Source organism: Sphingobacterium siyangense, from assembly GCF_023277505.1.
GTDB classification, from domain to species: Bacteria; Bacteroidota; Bacteroidia; order Sphingobacteriales; family Sphingobacteriaceae; genus Sphingobacterium; species Sphingobacterium siyangense.
Genome location: NZ_CP080574.1, coordinates 3555210 through 3579760 on the forward strand (window position 1 = coordinate 3555210; position 24551 = coordinate 3579760).

The following is a 24551-nucleotide window of genomic DNA, read 5'->3' on the forward strand; positions in this document are numbered from 1 at the left end:
TCCGGACGCTGATACCGTGAAGTCGCTGTTAACTGTAAGCCTACTTTAGAATTTTCTTCAACAATTTAATATACGCATTTGCGATTCTTTCCATACCTTGATCATTTGGATGAGCATAGTCTACAGTCGAATTCAGATCCAGATTAAGCTCTTGGCTCGACAATAAGAAAAGCTGGCGAACTCCTTTCGATTGTAATTTTTCAAACGCAGCTTTCAATACCCGGCTGCTTTGCTGATACTCTGCATTTTTATCTTCATTAAAGACTTCTGCTATACTCCCCGAGCTATGCTGGGTCAAAATGATAGGCGTTGCGGGATGTTCTTTTCTTAAAAATGTCACCGCATGGACCAACAAAGAATCCAATTTTGTTTCTGTTAACGTTTTCGAAATAGCCAGATTGGGAATACAATCGAGAATATAGCAGGCGGCATCTTCTTGGTTCATCATATTTAAAATAGGTTGCTCGAGCCGGCCATTTCCAGAGAAACATAAATTGATCACCTCGTGATTAAATGCCCTTCCTACCTGACTGGTCCAAGCCAAACCAGGACGGCTTGTACAGGCCCCCTGTCCAATCGAAGTTCCATAGACAACAATAGGTTTTTCCGTTGTAGTAGGAGTATATGTTAATTTAGCCGTATTTGGCACACCAATCTTTAACCACTTAACAGTATTGTAGAGCGGAAGATATAAACGGTAATTAAATTTTTCATTGCGCCCGATATTCTTCCACGTATAAGAAATAGTATCGGAAAAATCATAACTGCCATAAGCCCACTTCCATTCTTTCTTTGCCGTATCATAAGCATAAAGATCCAGCCCACTAACACCTGTTGTTGGCATATGGGGCATATTTAAGCCTCCGACAACTTGGTATTGAACTGTAATCTCAGGCGAAGAAGTTTGAAAGTCAATATAGAATCCTGCGCTATTCTTACCTAGCTCCCATACTGGTTTACGTACCTGACTTTCCAATTCATCGGGAAGTCTGTTGAAGGCTGAAAGCTTCTGATTCTCCAACCTACCTTCTACATGTTTATCTTCTAGTGGAGAAAACCAACTATAATTCTCCTGCGCTTTAATGGCAGAAAAAGACAACAGAAAAAACGCTGTCAACGCAACTTTTGATAACATATAATAATTTAGCTTTAAGTTTGATATAATTGATTATAAAAAAGGAGCCTATTGGCTCCTTTTTATTGTGATTTATTTATTATACTATAAAATAGCTTGTCTAACTCGTACCAGTTTTTCCATCAAGCCTTCAAGTAAATCCAAATTTAACATATTGGCGCCATCAGATTTCGCATTTGCCGGATCAGGATGTGTTTCTATAAACAGACCGTCAGCTCCCACGGCGATAGCTGCTTTCGCGATCGTTTCAATTAAAGCTGGTTTTCCTCCTGTTACGCCAGAAGTCTGATTTGGTTGTTGCAAGGAATGTGTACAGTCCATCACTGTTGGGACGTTAAAAGCACGCATTTCGGGAATCCCTCGATAATCTACAATGAGATCCTGATAGCCGAATGTATTGCCACGATCAGTTAAAAAAACCTTTTCATTTCCAGATTCCACGATCTTATCTACTGCAAATTTCATAGATCCAGCGCTCAAAAACTGGCCTTTTTTTACATTGACCACCTTATTCGTTTTTGCCGCCGCAACCAATAAATCAGTCTGTCTGCACAAAAATGCTGGAATTTGAAGAACGTCAACGTATGCAGCTGCCATTTCTGCTTCGTGGCTCTCATGGATATCTGTCACCGTCGGTACACCAAAAGTTTTTCCAACTTTTTCTAAAATCTTCAGCGCCTTTTCATCACCTATTCCCATAAATGAATCTAGGCGGGACCGATTGGCCTTACGGTAGGATCCCTTGAAAATGTAAGGAATATTAAGTTTATCTGTAATCGTAACAATCTTTTCAGCAATACGCAAAGCGATTTCTTCTCCCTCAATTGCACACGGCCCCGCCATTAAAAAGAAATTCTGCGATGTCCCATTCTTTATTTCGGGAATGTATTTGTTAATCATATAATTATAAAAATATTAATTGCCAAGCTCTGATAAAAATTTGATTCGCATCAATTGGAGATCTTCATAACTGTAATCATCCCCTCCAAGTTCTTTAAGCGCATCATTAATTGAATCAGTCTCGGCTGTCTTAAAATAGTCGTATACCTCATCCTGGCGATCCTCATCAATAATCTCGTCAATAAAATAATTGATATTGATTTTTGTGCCCGCATTTACAATCGTTTCTATTTCCTTCAATATTTCCTCGTAAGTTATCCCCTTAGCTGAAGCAATATCATCCAATGCTATTTTACGATCGATATTTTGAATAATAGACACCTTTAATGCCGATTTATTAGCTGTACTTTTAATGACAAGATCTACAGGTCTATCGATTTCATTTTCCTCAACGTAATCTTTGATCAAGGCAATAAACGGTGCGCCAAATTTAATCGCTTTACCATTCCCTACTCCCTGGATCTGTTTCAACTCATCGATGGCAATTGGATAATGTGTACACATTTCTTCCAGCGAAGGATCTTGAAAGATGACAAACGGAGGCAATGACTTCCCTTTTGCAATTTTCTTGCGTAGGTCTTTAAGCATACCCAACAAGACGGTATCTAAGGCTCCTGTGCCTTGCCCTGTATCTTCCGAATTTGTGCTATCTCCCCCCTCAATTGGACGATTCAAAACAAATTTTAGTTGATAAGGGTTATCCAAATAATGACGGCCAATATCTGTCAATTTTAAAAGGCCATAGTGATCAATATCTTTTTCGATAAAGTTATCAAGCACTGCCTGTCTAAGTAAAGATTTCCAATAGATAACACCTTTCTCTTTACCCGTTCCGAAAAGACGATGTTCATCATGTTTATAGGAAGATACAGGTTGATTATTTTGACCCATCATGACGTTGATCACGTGATGATCATCAAATTTCTCGCCCTGCTCCTGAATGAAGCCCAGTACATTTTTCAGGGAGTCCTCGGCCTCAAAATATTCTTTCTCCGAGCGGCAGTTATCGCACATGTTACTGCAGCCCTGCTCGTCAAAATTTTCTCCAAAATAATGAAGAATTTGTTTACGACGACATACTGCAGACTCCGAATAATCAATAACCTCTTTTAAGATCTGTGTACCGATCTCGCGTTCGGCCACAGGTTTATCTTTCATAAATTTGGTCAGCTTTTCAACATCTTTTTCCGAGTAAAAAGCCAAACAATAACCATCTCCGCCATCACGTCCAGCACGTCCAGTTTCCTGATAGTATCCTTCCATAGATTTTGGTATATCATGGTGAATGACATAACGAACGTCAGGTTTGTCTATTCCCATACCGAAAGCGATGGTAGCCACAATAACTTCGACGTCTTCCATCAAAAATTTATCCTGTGTATCAGCTCTCGTTTTCGCATCTAGACCAGCATGATAAGGTAACGCTTTAATGCCATTTAGGTTCAAAACCTCACTGATCTCTTCTACCTTTTTACGGCTCAAACAATAGACAATACCAGTCTTTCCCGATTTGGTTTTGATAAAACGAACAATCTCCTTAACAACATCCTTTTTTGGCCGCACCTCATAATACAGATTGCTCCGATTAAATGATGATTTAAATAAAACAGCATCATTCATCTGTAAATTTTTACGGATATCCGACTGAACTTTGGGAGTAGCAGTTGCCGTAAGAGCGATAATAGGGATATTGGCACCTATTTCGTTGATTACCTGGCGTATTTTACGATATTCTGGTCTGAAATCGTGCCCCCATTCCGAAATACAATGCGCTTCGTCAACCGCTACGAAAGACACGGTAATCTGATGTAAGAATTCCAAATTATCTTGCTTGGCAAGGGATTCTGGAGCTACATACAGCAATTTGGTCTTCCCGGCGAGTACATCATCCTTAACCTTTGTAATTTCGCTCTTATTCAATGATGAATTTAAAAAATGAGCGATACTATCTTCGCCACCGAATGCACGAAGCTGATCTACCTGGTTTTTCATTAAAGCAATCAGCGGAGAAATAACAATTGCAGTTCCCTCACTCATAAGAGCAGGAAGCTGGTAGCAAATTGATTTTCCTCCTCCGGTTGGCATTATTACAAAAGTATCTCTTCGTTGAAGAATACTAGTTATAATTGCCTCTTGATCCCCTTTAAAAGTATCAAAACCAAAAAAATCTTGTAAATTGTCGAAAAGTGATTTTTCTATTTCCATTGCGCCTTGGGCAAAAATAAGATAGATAAATGAAGAAATAATCTTGAAAAATAATCTATTTTTGCAATCTATTCTAATACATAAAAGTAAGAGTATTTTTTGTGAAAAACAACTACGAGATAAAAAATATAGCTATTCAAGCTATTCAAGAAGAAGCCAAGGCGGTAGCTGCTTTAGCTCAATATATTGATGATGATTTTGTTACCGTTGTCGATCGTATTCTAAATTTACAGGGCCGCGTCATTGTAACTGGAATCGGCAAAAGTGCCATTATCGCTCAAAAGATAGTTGCAACGCTAAATTCGACAGGCACACCATCGATCTTTATGCATGCAGCTGACGCTATCCACGGAGACCTTGGTATTATCCAACAAAATGATTTAATTATTGCGATCTCTAAAAGTGGTAATACACCTGAGATTAAAGTACTTGTCCCCTTTTTAAAACAGACAAAGAATGTTTTGGTTGCTTTGGTCGGAAATACGGAATCCTATCTCGCTAAAAATGCAGACTATATTTTAAATACCACCGTTGAGAAAGAAGCTTGTCCTAACAACCTTGCGCCGACTTCCAGTACAACTGCTCAGCTAGCCATGGGCGATGCGCTTGCTGTCGTTTTACAAGAGTGCCGCGATTTCACGGATAAAGATTTTGCAAAATACCATCCAGGAGGAGCATTAGGAAAAAAACTGTACTTAAGAGTCGGCGATCTATCCGATCAGAACGGCAAACCTAGTGTCCAACCGCAAGCCACTGTAAGTGATATCATCATCACCATAACAAAGTTTAGACTGGGAGCTGTAGCGGTGTTGGATGCTGACCACATACTCGGCATCATCACAGACGGTGATATCCGTCGTATGCTGGAGAAACACACCAATTTAGCGGCAATTACTGCCGCCGATATCATGGGAAAATCACCAAAAATCATCGACAAAAATGAATTGGCAGCCAATGCTCTCCATATTATGCGTGAAAATAACATCACACAACTACTGGTTTCCGACAAAGGGAATTATGCTGGTGTTATCCACATACAGGATCTATTGAAAGAAGGTATAATATAACTGTAATAAAGTTGTTAGATGTACAATAAATTGGCAATAAATATTAAATTTGGCATATCAGTTGTACTATTTTAATCGTAAAGTAATATTTTAGAAGCATGAAAAAGTATATAACAATCTTAGCAGTGATCATTTCCTTTATAGGTTTTTCTTCGATGCAGACAGGACAAGGGGAATTTAAATTCGAAAAAGAAACCCATGATTTTGGCAAAATTCCGGCCGGTACGCCCGTTTCGTATAATTTCAAGTTTTCAAACACAGGCAGTGAGCCAATTATCATTTCAAATGTTGTGCCTACCTGCGGATGTTCTGTAGCAGAATTTACGAAAACACCAATTAAACCAGGCGAAAGCGGAACGATCAAAGTAACTTACAATGCGGCGGCAAAAGCTCCATTCACAAAGAGTTTCACGGTACAGTCGAACACCAAGACTCCTGTAAAAACGCTATATATTAAGGGTATTGTAGAATAACAATGCTCGTAAATAAAACGAAAAAAGCCACATAATCATGTGGCTTTTTTCGTTTTATTTTGGTTAGCTTTGCACTACTAATTTTAAAAAAACTATAATGCCAGTAATATCAGAAAAAGGGCTGAATATGCCTGCGTCGCCTATTAGAAAGTTGACGCCATATGCTGATCAAGCAAAAAAAGAAGGTAAAAAGATATACCACCTCAATATCGGACAACCTGATATCCAAACACCTGAAGTGATGCTTAATGCTTTGAAAAATATACAGTTCAAAGTGTGGGCCTACACACCTTCTGAAGGTACAGCCTCTTATCGAAATAAGTTAGCAGAATATTATAATAAGCTAAATTATAATATTGCGCCAACAGATATATTAGTAACGAATGGCGGTTCAGAAGCGATTATGATCGCTATGCAAGCCTGTTTAAATGAAGGAGAAGAGATTATCATTCCAGAGCCATTTTATGCAAATTACAATGGTTTTGCGTGTTCCTCTGATGTTGTAATCAAACCAATCATGTCCTATATTGAAAATGGATTTGCATTACCTTCTATCGCTGAATTTGAAAAAGTAATTACCCCTAAAACCAAAGCGATCTGCATCTGTAATCCAAATAACCCGACGGGTTACCTTTATTCCAGAGAAGAACTCGACGCTCTTCGTGAACTTTGTCTAAAATATGATCTTTACCTTTTCTCAGATGAGGCCTACCGTGAATTTTGTTACGATGGCAGAGAGTTTATCTCACCAATGCATTTAGAAGGTCTCGAAAATAATGTGGTTATTTTTGATACAGTATCAAAACGTTACTCTGCTTGTGGTGCGCGTATTGGATGTATCATTACCAAAAATAAAGAACTATATCAGACTGCACTGAAATTTGCACAAGCTCGCTTAAGCCCATCGCTGGAAGGTCAAATCGCTGGTGAAGCTGCTGTTGATACACCAGACAGTTACTTTGAAGCAGTATCCAAAGAATACACCGCAAGAAGAGATACCCTCGTGAAAGGACTTAACGCCATTGAAGGAGTTTACTCGCCTAACCCAGGTGGTGCATTTTACGTCGTTGCCAAACTACCGATTGACAATGCTGATAAATTCTGCCAATGGATGTTGGAAGAGTTCTCTTACAATAACGAAACAGTAATGATGGCTCCCGCTACGGGTTTTTACAGTACGGAGGGCGCTGGTGTAAATGAAGTACGCCTTGCCTATGTGCTTAATCAAGATGATCTCAATAAAGCATTGGTTTGCCTAGAGAAAGCTCTTCAAGTGTATCCGGGACGTACAAGTTAATAACAAAATAACAGGACTTACGAAAGGCGGGACAGGCATGTTCCGCCTTTTTCTTTTTTATAGTTCCTTCCCATAAACTCCTTTTCTATTTGCATTTTAAAAAAAAACAAAACAAACTTTCGAGGCATCTTGTTCTTATTATAGTAACCAAAACGATTTCATATGGATAAATTGAAGAAATTCCAATTGATGGAAAAAATAGCAAGAGAATTAGAAGATGTCAGAAATAGTCAACAAGCTGTTTTGGAAAAAATAGGCAAAATCGAAGTTGATAACATTGAACTCGGCGATAAGAATATTGAAAAAACAATTCCCGATATCTATCAGCGTACAGCAGATAATTCAGATGCTATCAAAGCTCTTCTGGAGTCTTTTCAAGAGCAGACAGCAGAATTCGGAGAGAAAAACAACGTTGGAAAACTATTGGAACAGCAGCAGATCAATAGTGTAAAATAGCTAAAAAAAGGAGGCCGGCTAAATAGTCGGCCTTCTTTTTGTTTTATGATTGTGCTTTTGCAGCCCTAGCTTTTAAATATTCTTCTTCAACAAAATGAAGCTGTTGTTCTGGTGTCAGATTTGAATTGTCCAAAACAATAGCGTCTTCGGCTTGCCGTAATGGACTTTCCGCACGCGTACTGTCGATACGGTCACGTGTAGAAAGATTCTCCACGACTTCTTCTAAAGTCACGTCCTCTCCTTTTTCCGTCAACTCCAGATAACGCCTCGCGGCACGTACTTTAGGGTCTGCCGTCATAAAAATTTTCAGATCAGCATCTGGAAAAACAGTAGTACCAATATCACGGCCATCCATAATAATATTTCGTCTGCTACCCAATTTTTGCTGCTGGGCAACCATAGCAACCCGAACAGCTTTGATTGCACTCACATCGCTGACTTTATCAGAAATATACATCTGACGGATCTCTTCCGAGATATCCTCATCATTTAGATGAATTTCTGTTTTTATTGCATTTGGGATAAAATCAATGTGGATATCTTTCAGTGCATTTTCGATCGCTTCTTGATCATCCAGCGCTATCTCATGCCGGATAAAATAGAGTGTGACGGCCCTATACATAGCTCCACTGTCAATAAAGGCAAACTTCAGTTTTTTTGCCAAAGCCTTTGCCAGGGTACTTTTACCGCAGGAGGAAAAACCATCTATGGCGATAATAAAATTGTGACGTCCACTCATTATTCGTTTCCTCCTATGATTACACCGGGACGATTGACCAAAGGAACCTTAGTCAGGTTGCCATCCACAATGCTTTCGGGTAAAAAGATATATTTTTTATCGTAAATAATATTATCAATATAAAAACTCAACCAATATTCATTTGTCAACCCGAATACCTGTTCGTCAATCGCTTCAACACGATCGAAAGATTTAGCTTCTATATTTCCAATAAAATGACGCAAAGTCGTTGTTGTTACTTGCCGACCATCCTTTTCACCATAACCTTTTGAGCTGATCAGCACATTCTGAATGGCAATGTTCTTGTCATTGATCACATAGACAGTCCAATTTTTTGTCTCCACCGTCTCACCTTCCAAAACAACGGCGATCATAATGTCTTTGACAATATTTTCAGGCAAATCTGCTTTCATCCTTATTTAGACTTTGTAGTTTTTTTAGCTGGAGCCTTCTTTGCTGTAGCTTTTTTTGCTACAGTTTTCTTTTCTGTTGTTTTTGCTTTGGTCGCTTTTCCTTTCGGAGCATCCGCCTCAGCCCATTTCAACACATCCGCATACGTGATTTTTTCGATCTCAGTTCCTTTAGGGATTTTCAGATTTTGCTTACCAAAACGAATAAATGGCCCCCAGCGTCCCTGCTCGATTTGAGCGTCTGGATTTTCATCAAAAACCCGAATCACTTTCTCGATATCTTTCTGACGTTTGTCTTTGATAATCTGTATCGCCTCTTCTTCTGTTACGTCCAAAGGATCAACACCTTTTGGTAAGGAGTAAAACGATGAATTGTGACGTATATAAGGTCCAAATCGTCCCACCGCGACAGTCATTTCTTTATCTTCAAATAAACCGACTTTTTTCGGTAATTTGAACAATTCCATGGCATCCTCAAAAGTAATGGTTTCGATCATTTGTCCCTTCCGCAAGGAAGCAAAACGAGGTTTTTCCTCATCGTCAGGAGAACCAATCTGTACCAATGGGCCGAACTTACCAATACGAACCGAAACGGGCTTTCCGGAAACTGGATCGACACCGAGCTCACGCTCATTATTCGCACGATCTGCATTTACTAAAGTATCTTCTACTTCAGAATGAAAAGGCCCATAGAAATCATGCAACATTTTTGTCCATTCGGTCAGTCCATGCGCAATATCGTCAAATTCCTTTTCTACGTTGGCCGTAAAATGAAAATCCACAATACCGTTGAAGTGTTCAACCAAAAAGTCATTTACCACAACACCGATATCCGTTGGAAACATTTTTCCTTTTTCGGCACCGGTTATTTCGGTTTTTGTTACCGCTGTTAATTCGGCATCCTTTAGTGTCAGTACACGGTAATCGCGCGATTTACCTTCACGCTCTTCCTTTACAACATAACCGCGGTTTTGAATAGTTGAAATCGTAGGGGCGTAGGTTGAAGGACGGCCAATTCCCAATTCCTCCAATTTTTTCACTAAAGCAGCTTCCGTATACCGTGCTGGAGGTCGTGTAAAACGCTCCGTTGCCGACATGTTTTTCAAAGTCAATGGCATACCAATGGCTAACGGCGGAAGAATAGCATTGTCACTATCTTCGTCCATCGCGTTGTCTTGATCGTCATCCAAGGATTCCATGTAAACTTTCAAGAACCCATCAAATTTCATAACCTCTCCCGAAGCATTCAAATCTTCGGTACGGGTTGAGATGTCGATCTTTGCCAATGTACGTTCAAACTCCGCCTCACTCATTTGGGAAGCAATTGCTCTTTTCCAAATGAGCTCATATAATCTTTTTTCGGATGCATCACCATCAATGGTGTGCTCAGAGAAATAAGTAGGACGAATAGCTTCGTGTGCTTCTTGTGCACCCGATGTTTTTGTTTTATATTTTCTGAGTTTATGGTACTGGTTGCCGTAAGCCGATTTGATTTCCTTTTCAGCAGCCTCAATCGCCGTATCACTCAAATTAACAGAATCGGTACGCATATAGGTAATTCGTCCTGATTCATACAGCCTTTGCGCCACCTGCATGGTGCGGGCAACCGAAAATCCAAGCTTTCTACTTGCTTCCTGCTGTAATGTTGATGTCGTAAATGGCGCCGCTGGTGAACGCTTTGCAGGTTTTGTTTCTAGATTTTTTACTGAAAACAGCGCTGCTTTACAATCTTCCAAAAATTTGGTTGCCTCTACTTCTGTTGCAAAACGCTGCGGAAGTTCGGCTTTAAAACTGTCTTTAATTTTGCCCGTATGAAAAAAAGCAACGATCTTAAAAGCCGCTTCTGGTTCAAATTTATTGATTTCACGCTCACGATCTACAATCAGACGAACCGCAACAGACTGCACCCGACCAGCAGATAAGGAAGGCTTCACCTTTTTCCATAGAACCGGAGATAATTCAAAACCGACTAATCGATCTAGAACTCTTCGCGCTTGTTGTGCATTTACTAAGTTATAATCTATTTTACGCGGATTGTCAATAGCCTTCAGAATAGCTGGCTTCGTAATCTCATGAAACACAATCCTTTTTGTACTTTCATCTTTTAATCCCAAAGTCTCAAATAAGTGCCATGAAATAGCCTCTCCTTCGCGGTCCTCATCGGACGCTAACCAAACGGTTTCTGCAGCTTTAGCCAATTTCTTCAGTTCACTTACAACCGCCTTTTTGTCGGAGGGAACTTCATACTTTTGTTCAAAATTCTTTTCGGTATCAATTGCATCATCGGTTTTCACCAAGTCGCGAATATGTCCATAACTTGACTTGACCAAAAAATCCTTTCCTAAATACCCTTCTATCGTTTTCGCTTTCGCTGGAGACTCAACTATCAATAAATTTTTCGCCATCTAATTTGAGATTTGTGCAAATAAAGGGAATTCTGAAAGGAATGACAATAATTTCTTGCAAAAAAGACAAAAAAAATAGATTTCATGTCAACAATTAAGAAATTTATCCGAGAGCAAAGGACCGCGCAACGGAGTTGAGCTCGACACAGAAACGCTGTCAGATCCAGCAAATTTGCCACACTAACCACTTTGTTTCCGTCTATTTCAGACAGAAACAAATTCATTTAACTTTATTCTGTTTCGAATCCACCTTCATAAAGTTGCAAAACCAAATATTCGAAACAGTTAAAATACGTATAAGTAAAATATATATGTATATTCGCTTATTCAAAAGGGCAATATATAACAACTCCCCTATTTTGTTTAAATATTTTAATAATGAAAAGAAGTCTTCTCAGAATTGCCTTTTGGGGCACGTTATTACCATTTGTATCTTGTTCAGTTATGAAAGATTCAGCAAAATCAAATCCAGGCAATTTCCCTAAACTTAGTCTGGAAGCACATCGCGGTGGCCGCGGCCTATATCCTGAAGAGTCTATCGCTGCCATGAAAAATGCAATAGATCTGGCAAAGGTGACCACACTGGAAATGGATTGCCACATTACCAAAGATCGTAAGGTTGTGGTCTTTCACGACGATTATCTTAACCCAAAATTTGTACTGAAACCCAATGGCTCCGAAATTTCTGACAAAGATAAACCACTGAGAATTTATGATATGCTTTATAAAGAGCTGATTAAATACGATATCGGATCGAAATTTTATAAAGAGTTTCCTGAACAGAAAAAACAGGTTACGCGTATAGCAAAACTATCAGACCTTATTGACAGTACTGAAGCCTACGCAAGTGTAAAAAGGAAAGCGCCGATGTTTTATAATATCGAAGTGAAGAGTAAGGAAGATAAAGATGGTATTTTCCATCCAAGGGTAGAAGAATTTGTGGACCTTATGGTGCAGGTGATCACTGATAAGAAAATTGCTTCACGAACCGTCATCCAATCGTTTGACAGCAGAGCTATTAAATATCTGCACAAAGCATATCCTCAAATCAAAGTTTCTTATCTTATTGATGCAAACTATACCAAAAGCGTTGAGCAAACAATTGCAGCTTTGGGCTTTACACCTTTTATTATAAGTCCGCACTATAAAATAGCTACACGCGATTTTATTGCACAGTGTCACAAAGCGGATATCAAGGTTATTCCATGGACAGTCAATACAAAGGACGAGATAGAACAGCTGAAGGCTGTAAAGGTTGATGGAATCATTAGCGATTACCCCAATTTGTTTTAACAAACACCTTGCTTGTTTCGCTTAGAATAAAAAAAATTGAGTTCTAGTTCATCTCAATGCCAAGAGAAACCAAGCCACACCAAAGCAAAGCAGTTCGTTAATCGTCTCAACTACTTTGCTTTGGTTTTGTTTTTTAATGCCTTGTCAATATATTCCCGTCCCTTTTGAACCAAAAATTCAGAGCGGTGATAATCCCAAAGGTTACAGATATTATAGGGAATATCCACCACCACATCGGGATGGTATAAATCAACAATCATACGGCTCATTTTCCTGCGCATCACATAGTACGAGGCTTGTAGAATATCCAAGGAGTTCGAAGTCCTCGGATCCAGTTTTTTGATAACAGAATATTGTTTATCTGGTTTAGATTCCAGATTGACAGCAATGATTAAATTCTCTTTCTTGGTTACATGATTTATGGGCAATGGATTCAGTACACCACCGTCAACGTACACATGGTTCTCCTCTTCTACCGCCGTAAATACAGCTGGAATTGCAATCGAAGCCCGAATGGCATCATACATACTCCCAAAATCCAGCACAACCTCCTTTTCGTAGTTTAGATCTGTCGCAACGGCTTTAAACAAAATTGGAAAAGTCTCTATATTAGCATCGGGGATCACAGATTTCAAGGCGTTAAACACCTTGACCCCCTTCATCATTCCTAGTCCCTTCCAGCTAAAATCCATCATATTAAAGACCGATTTCTTCGTCAGGCGCTGCATCCAGTCTTCGAGAACATCCATCTTCCCCTGCGCATAAATACCACCGACAAGTGCTCCTATTGAACAACCTACCACCTCATCGATTTCAAAGCCCAGCTCTTCAAGCCGTCGAATAATACCAATATGCACAAGACCTCTTGCACCACCTCCGCCCAGGACAAGGGTAACTTTACGATTCAAAAAAGCTTTCTCCAACATAATTATACAAGTACATGAAACACTTGTTTACATCCAAGCAACAATGTAAACAGATAATCATCGTTATTATATGTATTTTTGATTACAATATACGCAGTAAAAAAAGAAATATGAAAATAGAAATTTGGTCGGACATTATTTGTCCATTTTGTTATATTGGCTTGACAAAGCTTGAATTGGCTCTTCAACAAACCGCAAGTAAGCCAGCCGCTGAAATCATCTGGAAATCGTATCAGCTTAACCCCGACTATCCCGAAGATGCTCCGGCAATGCCAACCTACGATTACCTCGTTCAAACGAAAGGCATGAGCATGGACGATGTTGTTGCAATGACTTCACAGCTCAGTGCGCAGGGAAAAGAGCTGGGTATTGACCTGAATTTTGAAAAAGCAATCGTTGTAAATACAAAAAAAGCTCATCGTCTGATCCATTTTGCCCAGGCGCAGCAAAAAGGCACTCAGATCAAAAAAGCCTTATTTAAGGCTCATTTCACCGATGGTCTCGATGTAAATAACAATGAGGTTCTCGTCACTATCGCAACGCAAGAGCAGCTTTCCGCTCAGGATGTAAAAAACTTATTGGAATCGGATGAATTTGCTTATGATGTTGCACAGGATATCCAAGAAGGTGTCAGCTTAGGACTCCGAGGTGTTCCTTTCTTTGTATTTGACAGAAAATACGCTATCCCCGGAGCACAGCCCATGGAAGTCTTTCACAATACAATAAATGAATGCCTGGCCGGTCAGCCTGCACCTCTTGAACGCAGAGGCGAAGAAGGCCCTTCATGTGATCCTGAAACAGGAAAATGTGAATAAAGAAAGAAAAAATTATTGTTTAATTTTACTATTTTCGCAAGCTTATAACGACAAACAAATTTGGTATAAATGCAGTTAACCAAACTAGAAATTAAAGGATTTAAGAGTTTCGGAGACAAGATCACGATCAACTTCAATGATGGTGTCACAGCGATTGTCGGTCCCAATGGATGCGGAAAGTCCAATGTGGTCGACGCCATACGCTGGGTACTGGGGGAACAAAGTACAAAGATGCTTCGCTCCGATAAAATGGAAAATATTATCTTCAATGGAACGAAAAATAGAAAGCCGGCAAACCTTGCAGAGGTTTCGCTGACCTTCAACAACAACAATAATATTTTACCAACGGAATTCTCTACAGTGACGGTCACCCGTAAGCTGTTTCGCAACGGCGATAGTGAATATCGATTGAATGATGTCAAATGTCGTTTAAAAGATATCACGGATCTGTTCCTGGATACCGGAGTTGGTGCCGACAGTTATTCGATCATCGAATTGAAAATGATTGATGAAATTATCAACAACAAAGATAATTCACGTCGCAACCTCTTTGAAGAAGCATCCGGAATCTCGAAGTATAAAGTTCGTAAAAAACAAACTTTAGCAAAGCTGAGAGATACTGAAGCCGATCTTTCCCGTGTGGATGACTTGCTTTACGAAATCACAAAGAATCTCAAATCATTAGAAAATCAAGCTAAAAAAGCTGAAAAATATACCTCCCTTAAAGCAGAATACCGCCAGAGCAGTATAGATTTGGCTTATTATAGAATTGCTGATTTTTCGACCGAATTAGAAAGACTTCAGACACAAGAATCCAAGGTTCAAAAAGATGCCGTCAATGCACAGCAAAATATTCTGAACGCGGAAACTGAACTCCAAATACTCCGCCAGACAAATTTGGAACAGGAAAAAAACCTTTCGGTACAGCAAAAGACAACACAGGAATTTGTCAATAAAATCCGAGGTTATGAATCGGAAAAGAAGATCAAAAACGAAAAAGTCAAAAATCTTCAAGATAAAGAAAACCGACTGAACCTCGATATCAACAGCGATAAACAACAGCTTAATCATGTCCTCTACACCATCAAACGACTGAATGAAGAATTGTTTGATGAGCAAAATAAACTCGATTCGTTAAAAACAAATCTTGAATCGGATAAAACCGAAGTCGACGAATTGAGAGGACAGCAACAATCTGCAAAGGGAAAGCTCGATATTTTTAATAAGAGCAATGCTGAATTACAGGCAAAAATATACAAATTAGAAAAAGATCTTGCGGTATTCACAATTCAGAAAGAAGCTCTTCTGCAAGAATCTGTTCGCAATAGTGTAGATACAGAAGCAAAAGAAGCCGAATTGCTGCAGTTCAATTCCTCTGTTATGGAATTGGAAGGCCGTGTAGAAGCACAGCAGCTACAGTACGATTCAGCAAACCAGCAGGAAGAAGAGCTCCAAGGACAGATTAATCAGTGCCAGGCAAACCTCGAGGAATTTAAGGCCCAGCTTGCCAAAGATCTCCGCCTGGTAGATGCCAAACAAAACGAATACAACCTCACGAAATCCCTTATTGATAATTTAGAAGGTTTCCCCGATTCCATTCGCTTCCTCAAGAAAAATGCAGGCTGGAAAAAGCAGCCCCCACTCCTATCAGATGTCCTTTTCTGTCAGGAAGATTACCGTGTGGCTATTGAGAACTACCTAGAGCCTATTATGAACCATTATGTTGTCGAAACACAACAAGATGCCGTTCAGGCTATCCAACTATTGAGCGATGCAGCAAAAGGAAGAGCTAATTTCTTTGTTTTAGATGCCATAGTAGATTCCCCAAGCGCTGCCCCCGCACCAAATGACAATTTGATGTCTGCGTTAGATGTGATTAACGTAGACGAAAAGTACAAGGCTTTATGTACGATGCTGCTCCAGCAAGTCTTCATCCTTAAACATGAAAATGAAAAGGAGCTGGATGAAAAGCTACCTGCTCTAGGACAGGTGATTCTACAAAAAAATGGACGTTATTCGAAACATCATTTAGGCCTTTCGGGTGGTTCAGTGGGATTATTTGAGGGCAAACGTATCGGAAGAGCGAAAAATCTGGAAGTGCTATCCCAAGAGATCAAAACCTTAAATCAGGAAATAGCAAAACTTGAAGATAAAATAACGGCCGAAACAGCTCGTTTGGATGCACTGCGTGGCAATTCACAGAAAGAGTTAATAGATGAGCTGCGCTTTCAGCTCAATAGACTGAATAATGAATTAATTACCGTCAAAACAAAGCAAGAGCAATACCAAGCCTTCATCAATAACTCCCAGGCCCGTAAAAAAGATATTCAGGAGAAAATTGAAGGTATAGAATCGGATTTAAAAATTGCGGAGCCACAGCTTCAGGAGCTCCGTCTGGAAAAAGAACAGAGTATAGCCGAATTATCGACTTTACAAGATCAGTTCCATGAAATATCTGAGGTACTTAACGAAAAATCAACCGCATACAATCAAGAGAATATCGCTTACCATCAACAGTTAAACAAAGTTTCCAATATCACAAAAGATCTCGAATTTAGAGAGACGCAGAAAGATGATCACGAAATCCGTGTGGAGCGAAACAGTGCAGAATTAGTTGAAGTGCAGGAAGCTTTAAGAACAACCATTCCATTTGAAGATGAAGAAGATCAGGATCTTATTGCCATGTATGAGCAGAAGATCGCCCTGGAAGATGGTCTCAAAGAATTGGAAGACGGCTACTATGCAGATAAGCAGAAAATCAATAACCTCGAAGATGCTCTGACACAGCAGCGTCGTTCAAAAGAACAGAGTGACTTTCTTGTTTCAGAGATCAAAGATAAAAAAACGGGTCTTCAGATCGACCTCAATGCCTTGAAAGAACGTCTTTCTGTTGAATTCAACGTTGAACTGAAAGACCTGATTGACCGTGAAGATGTGCCTGAGATCACAGAAGATCAGACGACATTGGCAACCAAATGCAGTAAACTCAAGAAACAGCTTGATGAATTTGGAACGATCAATCTAATGGCAAAAGAGGCTTTTGACGAGATGAATGAACGCTATGATTTCATTAACAAAGAGAAAGCTGATTTAATCGAAGCAAAAGGCTCATTGATGGCAACAATAAAAGAAATTGACGATACCGCTCAAGTTCAGTTTATGTTTACATTCGATGCCGTAAGGAATAATTTCGTCAAGGTATTCCGTTCGCTATTTAACGAAGAAGACAGCTGCGACCTGGTGCTCACAGACCCAAGCAATCCGCTGGATTCAGACATCGACATTATTGCAAGACCAAAAGGGAAAAGACCGCTGTCTATCAATCAGCTTTCGGGTGGTGAAAAGACCTTGACTTCAACAGCCTTGTTATTCTCACTCTATCTTTCTAAACCGGCACCTTTTTGTATATTCGATGAGGTGGACGCTCCGTTGGATGATACTAATATTGATAAATTCAATAATATTATCCGGGATTTTTCCAAGAATTCACAATTTATCGTGGTCTCACACAATAAAAAAACGATAGCAAGTACAGACATCATCTATGGCGTAACTATGGTTGAACAAGGTGTATCCCGTGTAGTTGCAGTAGATCTAAGAGAAGTTGCTTAGTGAGCAACGAAATACACAATAAATAAGACGGACTCAGGGGATCTACACCCGGTCCGTCTTATTTATACAGATCAATTTAATTTCCTCTCGCCTTTAATGAAATTCTTTGCTGCAACATGCTGTGAATTTCCGTAAGCTTATTTCCTGTTGCAGATCAATATAAGGATAGACAGCAGACAGCTGATTCCCCCAAATAATTAGACCGACTGATAACCAAACGAGCCCGCGATCATTCCCGCCAATGGTCCTGCCAGTCCCAGCGACAAATCCACAAACGCAACATAAGCTCCAAGTGATGTACCACGCATCTGCGGTGCAACTTTTTTTATGGCTAGCACACCCAAAGCCGGGAATACCAGGGAAAACCCTACACCTGTAAGTCCGCAGCCTATTATTGCAAGCATTTTGGATGTGGCAGTCCAGATCAGCGCTTGTCCCAGAACTTCGATAAACAATGATATCAAAGCTATTTTAAGACCGCCAAATCTATCTGGAAATGATGCAAAGAACACTCTGGTCAACACATAACATGTCCCAAAAACCATAAACGCCAATGAAGCCTCCCCCCAATTCATTGCCTTGAAGAACAAGGCAATGAAGGACGCAATACAGCCAAATGCCATGGAAGAGAATGCCAGGCTAAGCCCTTGTCCAGAAATCGCCCCTATCACCTTACAAAACGGTGTACGGATATGGTCTTTATCAATGGCTACGGCTGGCAGTTTTACCGTGGCTAGCCAGCTCATCATTGGCAATAATAACATAAGAAAACAGGCGGAGAGGTCTCCGGATACTCGTCCCAACCAAATACTTAGGGGGGCGCCGATAGCGATACCAGCATACATCGCAATACCGTTCCAGGTCATCACCTTTCCGGACTGCGCCGGTCCGACCAACCCGATCCCCCAAGTAAGCGCTCCTGTGACCAGAAAACTTTCTGCAATACCATGCATTACTCTGGCCAAAAGAAGCAATGCAAGCGCTGTACCGCTGCTAAATTGAAAAAAAACAGCTAAAACATAGGCTGATCCCGCTAAAACAGCTAAAATAGCGCCCGACATCTTGCTCTTCTTAGCCCCCTTCGTATCGGTAATTTTACCCGAGTAAGCGCGTGTAAGAAGTGTCGCGAGCGATTGCAAACCAATGACCAAACCAACAATAAAACTGTCGTATCCTAATTTCCCCTCAATAAACTTCGGAAGCAGCCCCAAAGCAATTCCAATAGTCAAATAGACTCCAAATACCGATACAATAATGGGAATTATGGCTTTGTAGAAGCCAATTGTTTGTCCTTTTTCTAAAATTACACTCATAAAATTTTTGTTTAACTATATTTCGAGTGCAAATATGCCGCGGATCAAAAAGCTAAACATTGACTCAAGTCAAAAAAAGAGTCTGCACGTCAAAAAAGGAGCTGAAAAATAAAAAGCCCAGAGTGGGGAACTCTGAGCTTTCGTTAGCCATATATTAACCTATTTTATGAAAAGTATTTGTAATGAAAACGCCACAATTTTGAATTCATTATAACAAGAATAGTCATTTAACATTTTTTAACGTTTAGAAGAGATTAATATTAAACTCTATTTGAGCGTGGCAAAAACCATAATTTTTCGTGTTCTTGTCAGGGATCCTCCGATCCTGTTCACAAAAAAAGCTCGAAGTGGGGAACTCCGAGCTAACCTAACCAATTATTAACCTAAATTTATGAAAAGTCTAATTTATACAAACAGCCTCTTTCGCTGTTTTGAATATTAAACGTAAACCATAAGCTTATTATTACGCAGCTCTTACGGATTTATGTGAAATTTGACATTTTTTAACAATTCAATAAGTAACTTTAGGAAAACGAACATATAAATAAATATCATATGGCAGAGTACGATTTAAATGAACTTCAGAAGATCCACGAAAACAAAGATGTTTTAAACTATCTGGAACAACATGGCATTCTGGAAATAAAAAAATTCAATGATGTTTACGATTATGAGAAAGAACTTTACGAGCTTCAAGTCAAGCTCTTAAAGCTTCAATATGAAATCATTGAAAAAGGAAAACGGGTCCTTATTATTTTTGAAGGTAGGGACGCTGCGGGTAAAGGTGGTACAATAGGCCGCATAACCCAATATCTAAATCCCAAAAAGGTACGCGTTGTTGCATTGCCCAAACCAACCGAAGAGGAAGCCGGGCAATGGTATTTTCAACGATATATCAAACAGCTCCCTAATGCCGGCGAAATTGTGATTTTTGACCGTAGCTGGTATAACAGAGCTGTTGTTGAACCTGTATTTGGATTTTGCTCCAAGGAGCAACATGAGCTGTTTATGAACCAGGTCCCTGAATTTGAGAAGCAGTTAATCGACGATGGCATCATCCTTATCAAATTATTCCTGAACGTCAGCAAAGAAGAGCAAGCCGAAAGGTTAAAAGAGCGAAAAGAAGATATCCTAAAACAATGGAAAATCGGTGTGCTAGACCAGCAGGCACAGGAGAAATGGGATGTATATACGGGCTATATTGAGGATTTATTTAAAAAGACAAGTACAAAAAAATCGCCTTGGCTAGAAATCGCGAAAGATAATAAGAAAAAGGCTCGCCTGGCGTCCTTCAAACTTATTATCAATGCTCTTGTTGGAAGTGAACAGGAAAAAATAGATTCTTTCGTCACAAAACACGATTAAAGGTCCGTCGATTAGGAAAGGTACAATTATAACAAACAGGAGGAAAAGTATTTCCTCCTGTTTGTTATAATGGCAGAACGAATTAGGACACCAGAACCGTAGTTTCTATTTTAGGTCCTGCTGCGTGCACCGAGGGTGGCATCTCATTATTGAATTTTTCAAAATTCGAAATAAACAGCTTCGCCAGGCGTTTTGCCTGCATGTCATAAGCCTCGTCATTGTTCCATAAGCCTCGCGCATCTAAAATTTGTGCAGGAACATGCTCTCCACAGCTCGTTGGATACTCCAGTCCAAAAATATTGTGCTTGTTGAAGTGAGACTCCAGCAGTGAACCATCTATTGCTGCTCGAATTAGCGATCGCGTATAATTTAGCTTAATACGTCTGCCTATTCCGTAAGGACCGGCAATCCAGCCCGTGTTCACTAACCAAACTTTGATATTGCGATTTTGCTCTAGTTTTGAACGCAGCAAAGCCGCATATTTTGAAGGATGAAGCGGCAAAAATGCCTGTCCAAAACAGGTTGAAAATGCTGCTGTAGGCTCCTTTACCCCTACCTCTGTACCCGCGACCTTTGCTGTATAACCACTAACGAAATGATATACTGCCTGATCGATGGTCAACAATGAAATGGGAGGAAGTACACCAAAAGCATCTGCCGTTAGGAAAAAAATATTTTCAGGTTCACGACCAATACCGCTCATTTCGGCATTTTCCATGAAATCTATTGGATAGGATACGCGGGTATTTTCCGTCTTGCTAATATCGTTGTAATCAGGTCGATCAAATTCATCCAAAACAACATTTTCAAGCAGAGACCCAAAACGAATTGCGTGAAAAATCTCAGGCTCTTTGTCCTCCGATAAACCTACACATTTGGCATAGCAGCCACCTTCGAAATTGAATATTCCCTTTTCGCTCCATCCATGCTCGTCATCACCGATCAACTTTCTATTTCTATCAGCTGACAAGGTCGTCTTCCCTGTACCCGAAAGTCCAAAAAACAAAGCAGTCTCCCCTTCTTTCGAAGTATTCGCCGAACAGTGCATAGAAAGCACATTATGCTGGAATGGCAAAATAAAGTTCAATATTGAAAAAATACTCTTTTTAATCTCCCCTGTATAACCGGTCCCTGCAATCAGTACTATCTTTTTTGTAAAATCAATCGCAACAAAATTTTCGTTGATAATGCCATATTGATGCGGCTCTTCGATAAGCAGCGTCGGGGCAGCTAAAATCGACCAAGCAGGCTGAGCATCCAAATTTGGTTCCGGACGCAGAAACAGGTTATTGGCAAATATACTTTGATAAGCTGTCTCCGTAACAACACGCAAATCTATTTGATAAGCTGGATCAGCCCCGGCAGCACAATCTCTTACATAGATGATTTTATCACTTAAGTGAGCAGCTACTTTCGAAAATAGTGCTTCAAAATTAGCCGGAGACATCCGTTGATTGATCTCTCCCCACCAAACGCTATCTTTTGTTAAAGAATCTTCGACCAGAAACCGATCTTTTGGCGATCTCCCAGTAAATTTTCCCGTATCAGCAGCGAGTGCCCCCGTATCAGAAAGCCGACCTTCGTGATTTGCTAAGGCATGTTCGACCAATTCAGAAACAGGCAATTGATAAAATACATTTTTTGTACTATCAATTTTTAAATATTTCAAATCAGGCGCGTTTCCAATGTTACCCTTTTTCATATTTTTTGTTTGTTTTAAAATGTGCCCAAATTTAAAGGCATTTTTCGCTAAAAACAAAACTTAATTATCTAAAAATCAAGCTTATTGTACAAAAAACACAAAAACAAACAACTCATTAACAACAACTTACGCTAGTAAAAAAAATTAAACTTTTTAGCATATTTTTTTAGCACATCAATTTATCACTATCAAAAAATATCACATATTTTTCGTAAATTGTTCCAACCTTTACAAATATTAATAAAGTAAAAAAACAGAAGATGTAACGTCCATCAGCCATTGATCCTTGAAAGTGGCAGCAATGTCCAGGCCGACGGACTAACATGAGTAAAGATAAAGAGATGAAATAGCTACAATTGTAGCACGAACACGGAAGAGCACAGGGTGGCTTTCATGCTATCTGACAAATAGTTGCTTGTGCTTAAAATAAACTGGATATGCTATATAACCATTAAACGACACATAATCTGCGAATGAAATTACATGCTATAGAAACGGGATTTTTTAAACTCGATGGCGGTGCAATGTTTGGTGTTGTTCCAAAGAGTATCTGGAACAAAACAAACCCGGCCGACTCAAACAATATGTGTACCTGGGGAAACCGCCTGCTCCTCATCGAGGACAGTAATCGATTAATGCTGGTCGATACAGGACTGGGAGACAAACAAAATGAAAAATTCTTCAGCTATTATTATCTTCACGGCGATGCAACGCTGGATAAATCATTAAAAAATATTGGATTTGACAGAAGCGATATCACCGATGTCATCCTTACACACCTACACTTTGACCATTGCGGCGGCGCTATAGTGCGCGAAGGTGAACAGCTGGTTCCGGCTTTTAAAAATGCTCATTTTTGGAGCAATAGTGACCATTGGTCTTGGGCGACCGATCCTAACCCGCGCGAAAAAGCTTCTTTCTTAAAAGAGAACATTTTACCGATACAGGAGAGCGGACAATTAAAATTTGTCGAAGATCATCAGAATCCTTTTGGAAACAATATCGCTATCCGTTATGCACACGGCCATACAGAAGCTATGATGTTGCCACAGATACAGTATAAGGGCAAAACAATCCTCTATATGGCGGATCTATTGCCTTCGGTGGGACATATTCCCATTCCTTATGTTATGGGTTATGATGTCAGACCCCTCGTGACCATGGAGGAACGCAACAGCTATTGGAATGAGATCGTCGATAATGAATACATCTTATTTTTCGAACACGATCCCATACATGAATGCTGTACACTTCAACGTACTGAAAAAGGTATCCGGGTAAAGGATATTTTCAAACTAGGCGAGATTTAGCTTGTCTTTTTAAAGAAGATCAAATAGGATATGAAAAAGGATAAACAAAAAAGGCTACTTTGAAAGTAGCCTTTTTTTGTTTCATGAATATGTTTAGAATCTAAAGCCCAAAGCCCAATAATTCTCAAAAAACCATATTTGTTGGGATGCTTTATCTACCCCTCTTCTTCCTGTTGTACGAATGTTTGTTAAATCAGTCCAGCCCGTTTTGAAGTTCCCCTGAAGATAGAGTCCTTTATAAAAACGGTAGTGCAAACCAACTTTTGCCGAAGCACCATAACCCGCAATGTTCCAAAAGTGGTTGGCCCCTTCGCCAAAAAGATGCACGTCGGAACGAGGAATCAATAGACCTACATCCACACCAGATTCCATTGTCAGCACCTGTTGACCTTTGCGATTATTGATGATGTCATCATAACGCTCCAGACCTACTGAGGCAAAGTTATAACCATCTGTATGCTCAAATGTCAGCATAGCAGAGTCTACAGTAATCAATTCACCGTTATATTGACCGGCGCGGTTTCCCGTCGGGATACCAGGATTAGAAATTTCTTCACCGATAAAACCGGAAATTTTCACCTGCTGCGGAATATCGACCACATATTTCATATGATCCCATCCCAATGAAATTGAATAATTATCTTTGATATAATAACCAAAGTGCAGATTAAATTGTGGAATAGTTAACCGGCTTGGATCAAAATACGTCGAACCAAATTTAGTTGGCCTATCACCCGCTTTTACATCATGGAGTATAAAGTCATAATTAGGACCCGTAAAATGAATATCTGATTTTGCGTAAGAAGAGAAGTTGTACCCCCAAAAGAAGAAGAATTTGCCCTTGTTACTTTCTGTTCTCAAATTTTTCGGTTTGAAAATGCTTTTTCCTATCTCAGGATTTTCTTGGGCAAATAAGGCAGAAACACTTAATGCAAGTGCTCCAATCGTTAAAAATATTTTTCTCATATCGGTGCTAAAAACGTTGGGCAAAAGTACCCGCATTCTATTTTATAAGCAAATAAAATCAATGGAAATTGGAAAAATATGACGAAGATCACAGAAATGTCATTCCACGCCAGAAACAAAAAAAGCTGCCTTCCAGGAAAGCAGCTTTTCATTTATTTTATT

General features: G+C 39.6%; 19 protein-coding genes. 9 read left to right on the forward strand and 10 right to left on the reverse strand.

The features are described from left to right. Window positions 1–40: 40 nt before the first annotated feature. The 3 genes from K2F45_RS14680 to recQ all read right to left on the reverse strand — a co-directional run bounded on the left by K2F45_RS14680 (window position 41) and on the right by recQ (window position 4240). Window positions 41–1135 (reverse strand): SGNH/GDSL hydrolase family protein, encoded by a 1095-nt coding sequence (locus tag K2F45_RS14680; RefSeq protein ID WP_075992837.1) that lies wholly within the window; start codon window positions 1133–1135, stop codon window positions 41–43. 84 nt (window positions 1136–1219) lie between these two features. After that, window positions 1220–2035 carry a 3-deoxy-8-phosphooctulonate synthase gene (kdsA, locus tag K2F45_RS14685; RefSeq protein WP_075992838.1) on the reverse strand — a complete coding sequence of 272 codons (816 nt, stop codon included), beginning with the start codon at window positions 2033–2035 and terminating at the stop codon, window positions 1220–1222. Between the two features lie 15 nt (window positions 2036–2050). Beyond that, complete coding sequence (gene recQ / locus K2F45_RS14690; RefSeq protein WP_075992839.1) at window positions 2051–4240, reverse strand: DNA helicase RecQ; 2190 nt, start codon at window positions 4238–4240, stop codon at window positions 2051–2053. Between the two features lie 101 nt (window positions 4241–4341). Between recQ and K2F45_RS14695 the strand changes: the two genes are divergently transcribed. From K2F45_RS14695 to K2F45_RS14710, 4 genes are all read left to right on the forward strand, one after another. Then, complete coding sequence (locus tag K2F45_RS14695; RefSeq protein WP_075992840.1) at window positions 4342–5307, forward strand: KpsF/GutQ family sugar-phosphate isomerase; 966 nt, start codon at window positions 4342–4344, stop codon at window positions 5305–5307. 98 nt (window positions 5308–5405) lie between these two features. Beyond that, complete coding sequence (locus tag K2F45_RS14700; protein WP_075992841.1) at window positions 5406–5780, forward strand: DUF1573 domain-containing protein; 375 nt, start codon at window positions 5406–5408, stop codon at window positions 5778–5780. Between the two features lie 97 nt (window positions 5781–5877). Beyond that, entirely contained in the window at window positions 5878–7077 is a 1200-nt protein-coding gene (locus K2F45_RS14705; RefSeq protein WP_075992842.1) for a pyridoxal phosphate-dependent aminotransferase, read from the forward strand. A gap of 162 nt (window positions 7078–7239) precedes the next feature. Next, window positions 7240–7533, forward strand: a complete 294-nt coding sequence (locus K2F45_RS14710; RefSeq protein WP_075992843.1) for a hypothetical protein — start codon at window positions 7240–7242, stop codon at window positions 7531–7533. A 43-nt stretch (window positions 7534–7576) separates the two neighbouring features. Here the strand turns inward: K2F45_RS14710 and cmk are convergent, their stop codons facing one another. Genes cmk through topA form a run of 3 tightly spaced genes read right to left on the reverse strand, consistent with a single transcriptional unit; the run spans window position 7577 to window position 11087 of the window. Next, window positions 7577–8272, reverse strand: coding sequence for a (d)CMP kinase (cmk, locus tag K2F45_RS14715; RefSeq protein ID WP_075992844.1), 696 nt, complete (start codon window positions 8270–8272; stop codon window positions 7577–7579). Further along, window positions 8272–8685 (reverse strand): hypothetical protein, encoded by a 414-nt coding sequence (locus tag K2F45_RS14720; RefSeq protein WP_046672862.1) that lies wholly within the window; start codon window positions 8683–8685, stop codon window positions 8272–8274. Before K2F45_RS14720 ends, cmk begins: the two co-directional genes overlap by 1 nt. 2 nt (window positions 8686–8687) lie before the next feature. Continuing rightward, entirely contained in the window at window positions 8688–11087 is a 2400-nt protein-coding gene (topA, locus tag K2F45_RS14725) for a type I DNA topoisomerase (RefSeq protein WP_088161746.1), read from the reverse strand. A gap of 378 nt (window positions 11088–11465) precedes the next feature. Between topA and K2F45_RS14730 the strand changes: the two genes are divergently transcribed. After that, the gene (locus K2F45_RS14730; RefSeq protein ID WP_075992845.1) at window positions 11466–12380 is read left to right on the forward strand and encodes a glycerophosphodiester phosphodiesterase family protein; all 915 of its coding nucleotides are present in this window, start codon (window positions 11466–11468) and stop codon (window positions 12378–12380) included. Window positions 12381–12490: 110 nt separating this feature from the next. On the opposite strand, the gene K2F45_RS14735 is transcribed toward K2F45_RS14730, so the two are convergent. Next, window positions 12491–13306 (reverse strand): patatin-like phospholipase family protein, encoded by an 816-nt coding sequence (locus K2F45_RS14735; protein WP_075992846.1) that lies wholly within the window; start codon window positions 13304–13306, stop codon window positions 12491–12493. A gap of 110 nt (window positions 13307–13416) precedes the next feature. Between K2F45_RS14735 and K2F45_RS14740 the strand changes: the two genes are divergently transcribed. Further along, on the forward strand, window positions 13417–14121 hold the full coding sequence (locus K2F45_RS14740; protein ID WP_075992847.1) for a DsbA family oxidoreductase: 705 nt from the start codon (window positions 13417–13419) through the stop codon (window positions 14119–14121). Between the two features lie 69 nt (window positions 14122–14190). Further along, window positions 14191–17733 carry a chromosome segregation protein SMC gene (gene smc / locus K2F45_RS14745; RefSeq protein ID WP_075992848.1) on the forward strand — a complete coding sequence of 1181 codons (3543 nt, stop codon included), beginning with the start codon at window positions 14191–14193 and terminating at the stop codon, window positions 17731–17733. 197 nt (window positions 17734–17930) lie between these two features. On the opposite strand, the gene K2F45_RS14750 is transcribed toward smc, so the two are convergent. Beyond that, a complete protein-coding gene (locus tag K2F45_RS14750) occupies window positions 17931–19046 on the reverse strand; it encodes an MFS transporter (protein WP_075992849.1) in 1116 nt (371 codons plus the stop codon). Window positions 19047–19601: 555 nt separating this feature from the next. Here K2F45_RS14750 and ppk2 point away from each other — a divergent pair. Continuing rightward, window positions 19602–20411 carry a polyphosphate kinase 2 gene (gene ppk2, locus K2F45_RS14755; protein ID WP_075992850.1) on the forward strand — a complete coding sequence of 270 codons (810 nt, stop codon included), beginning with the start codon at window positions 19602–19604 and terminating at the stop codon, window positions 20409–20411. An 82-nt stretch (window positions 20412–20493) separates the two neighbouring features. On the opposite strand, the gene pckA is transcribed toward ppk2, so the two are convergent. Further along, window positions 20494–22113: a phosphoenolpyruvate carboxykinase (ATP) gene (pckA, locus tag K2F45_RS14760; protein WP_075994830.1), complete on the reverse strand. Its 1620-nt coding sequence runs from the start codon at window positions 22111–22113 to the stop codon at window positions 20494–20496. Window positions 22114–22586: 473 nt separating this feature from the next. On the opposite strand from pckA, the gene K2F45_RS14765 reads away from it, so the two are divergent. Then, window positions 22587–23423, forward strand: a complete 837-nt coding sequence (locus K2F45_RS14765; RefSeq protein ID WP_075992851.1) for an MBL fold metallo-hydrolase — start codon at window positions 22587–22589, stop codon at window positions 23421–23423. A gap of 93 nt (window positions 23424–23516) precedes the next feature. Here the strand turns inward: K2F45_RS14765 and K2F45_RS14770 are convergent, their stop codons facing one another. After that, window positions 23517–24389 (reverse strand): hypothetical protein, encoded by an 873-nt coding sequence (locus tag K2F45_RS14770; RefSeq protein WP_046672928.1) that lies wholly within the window; start codon window positions 24387–24389, stop codon window positions 23517–23519. Window positions 24390–24551 lie beyond the last annotated feature (162 nt).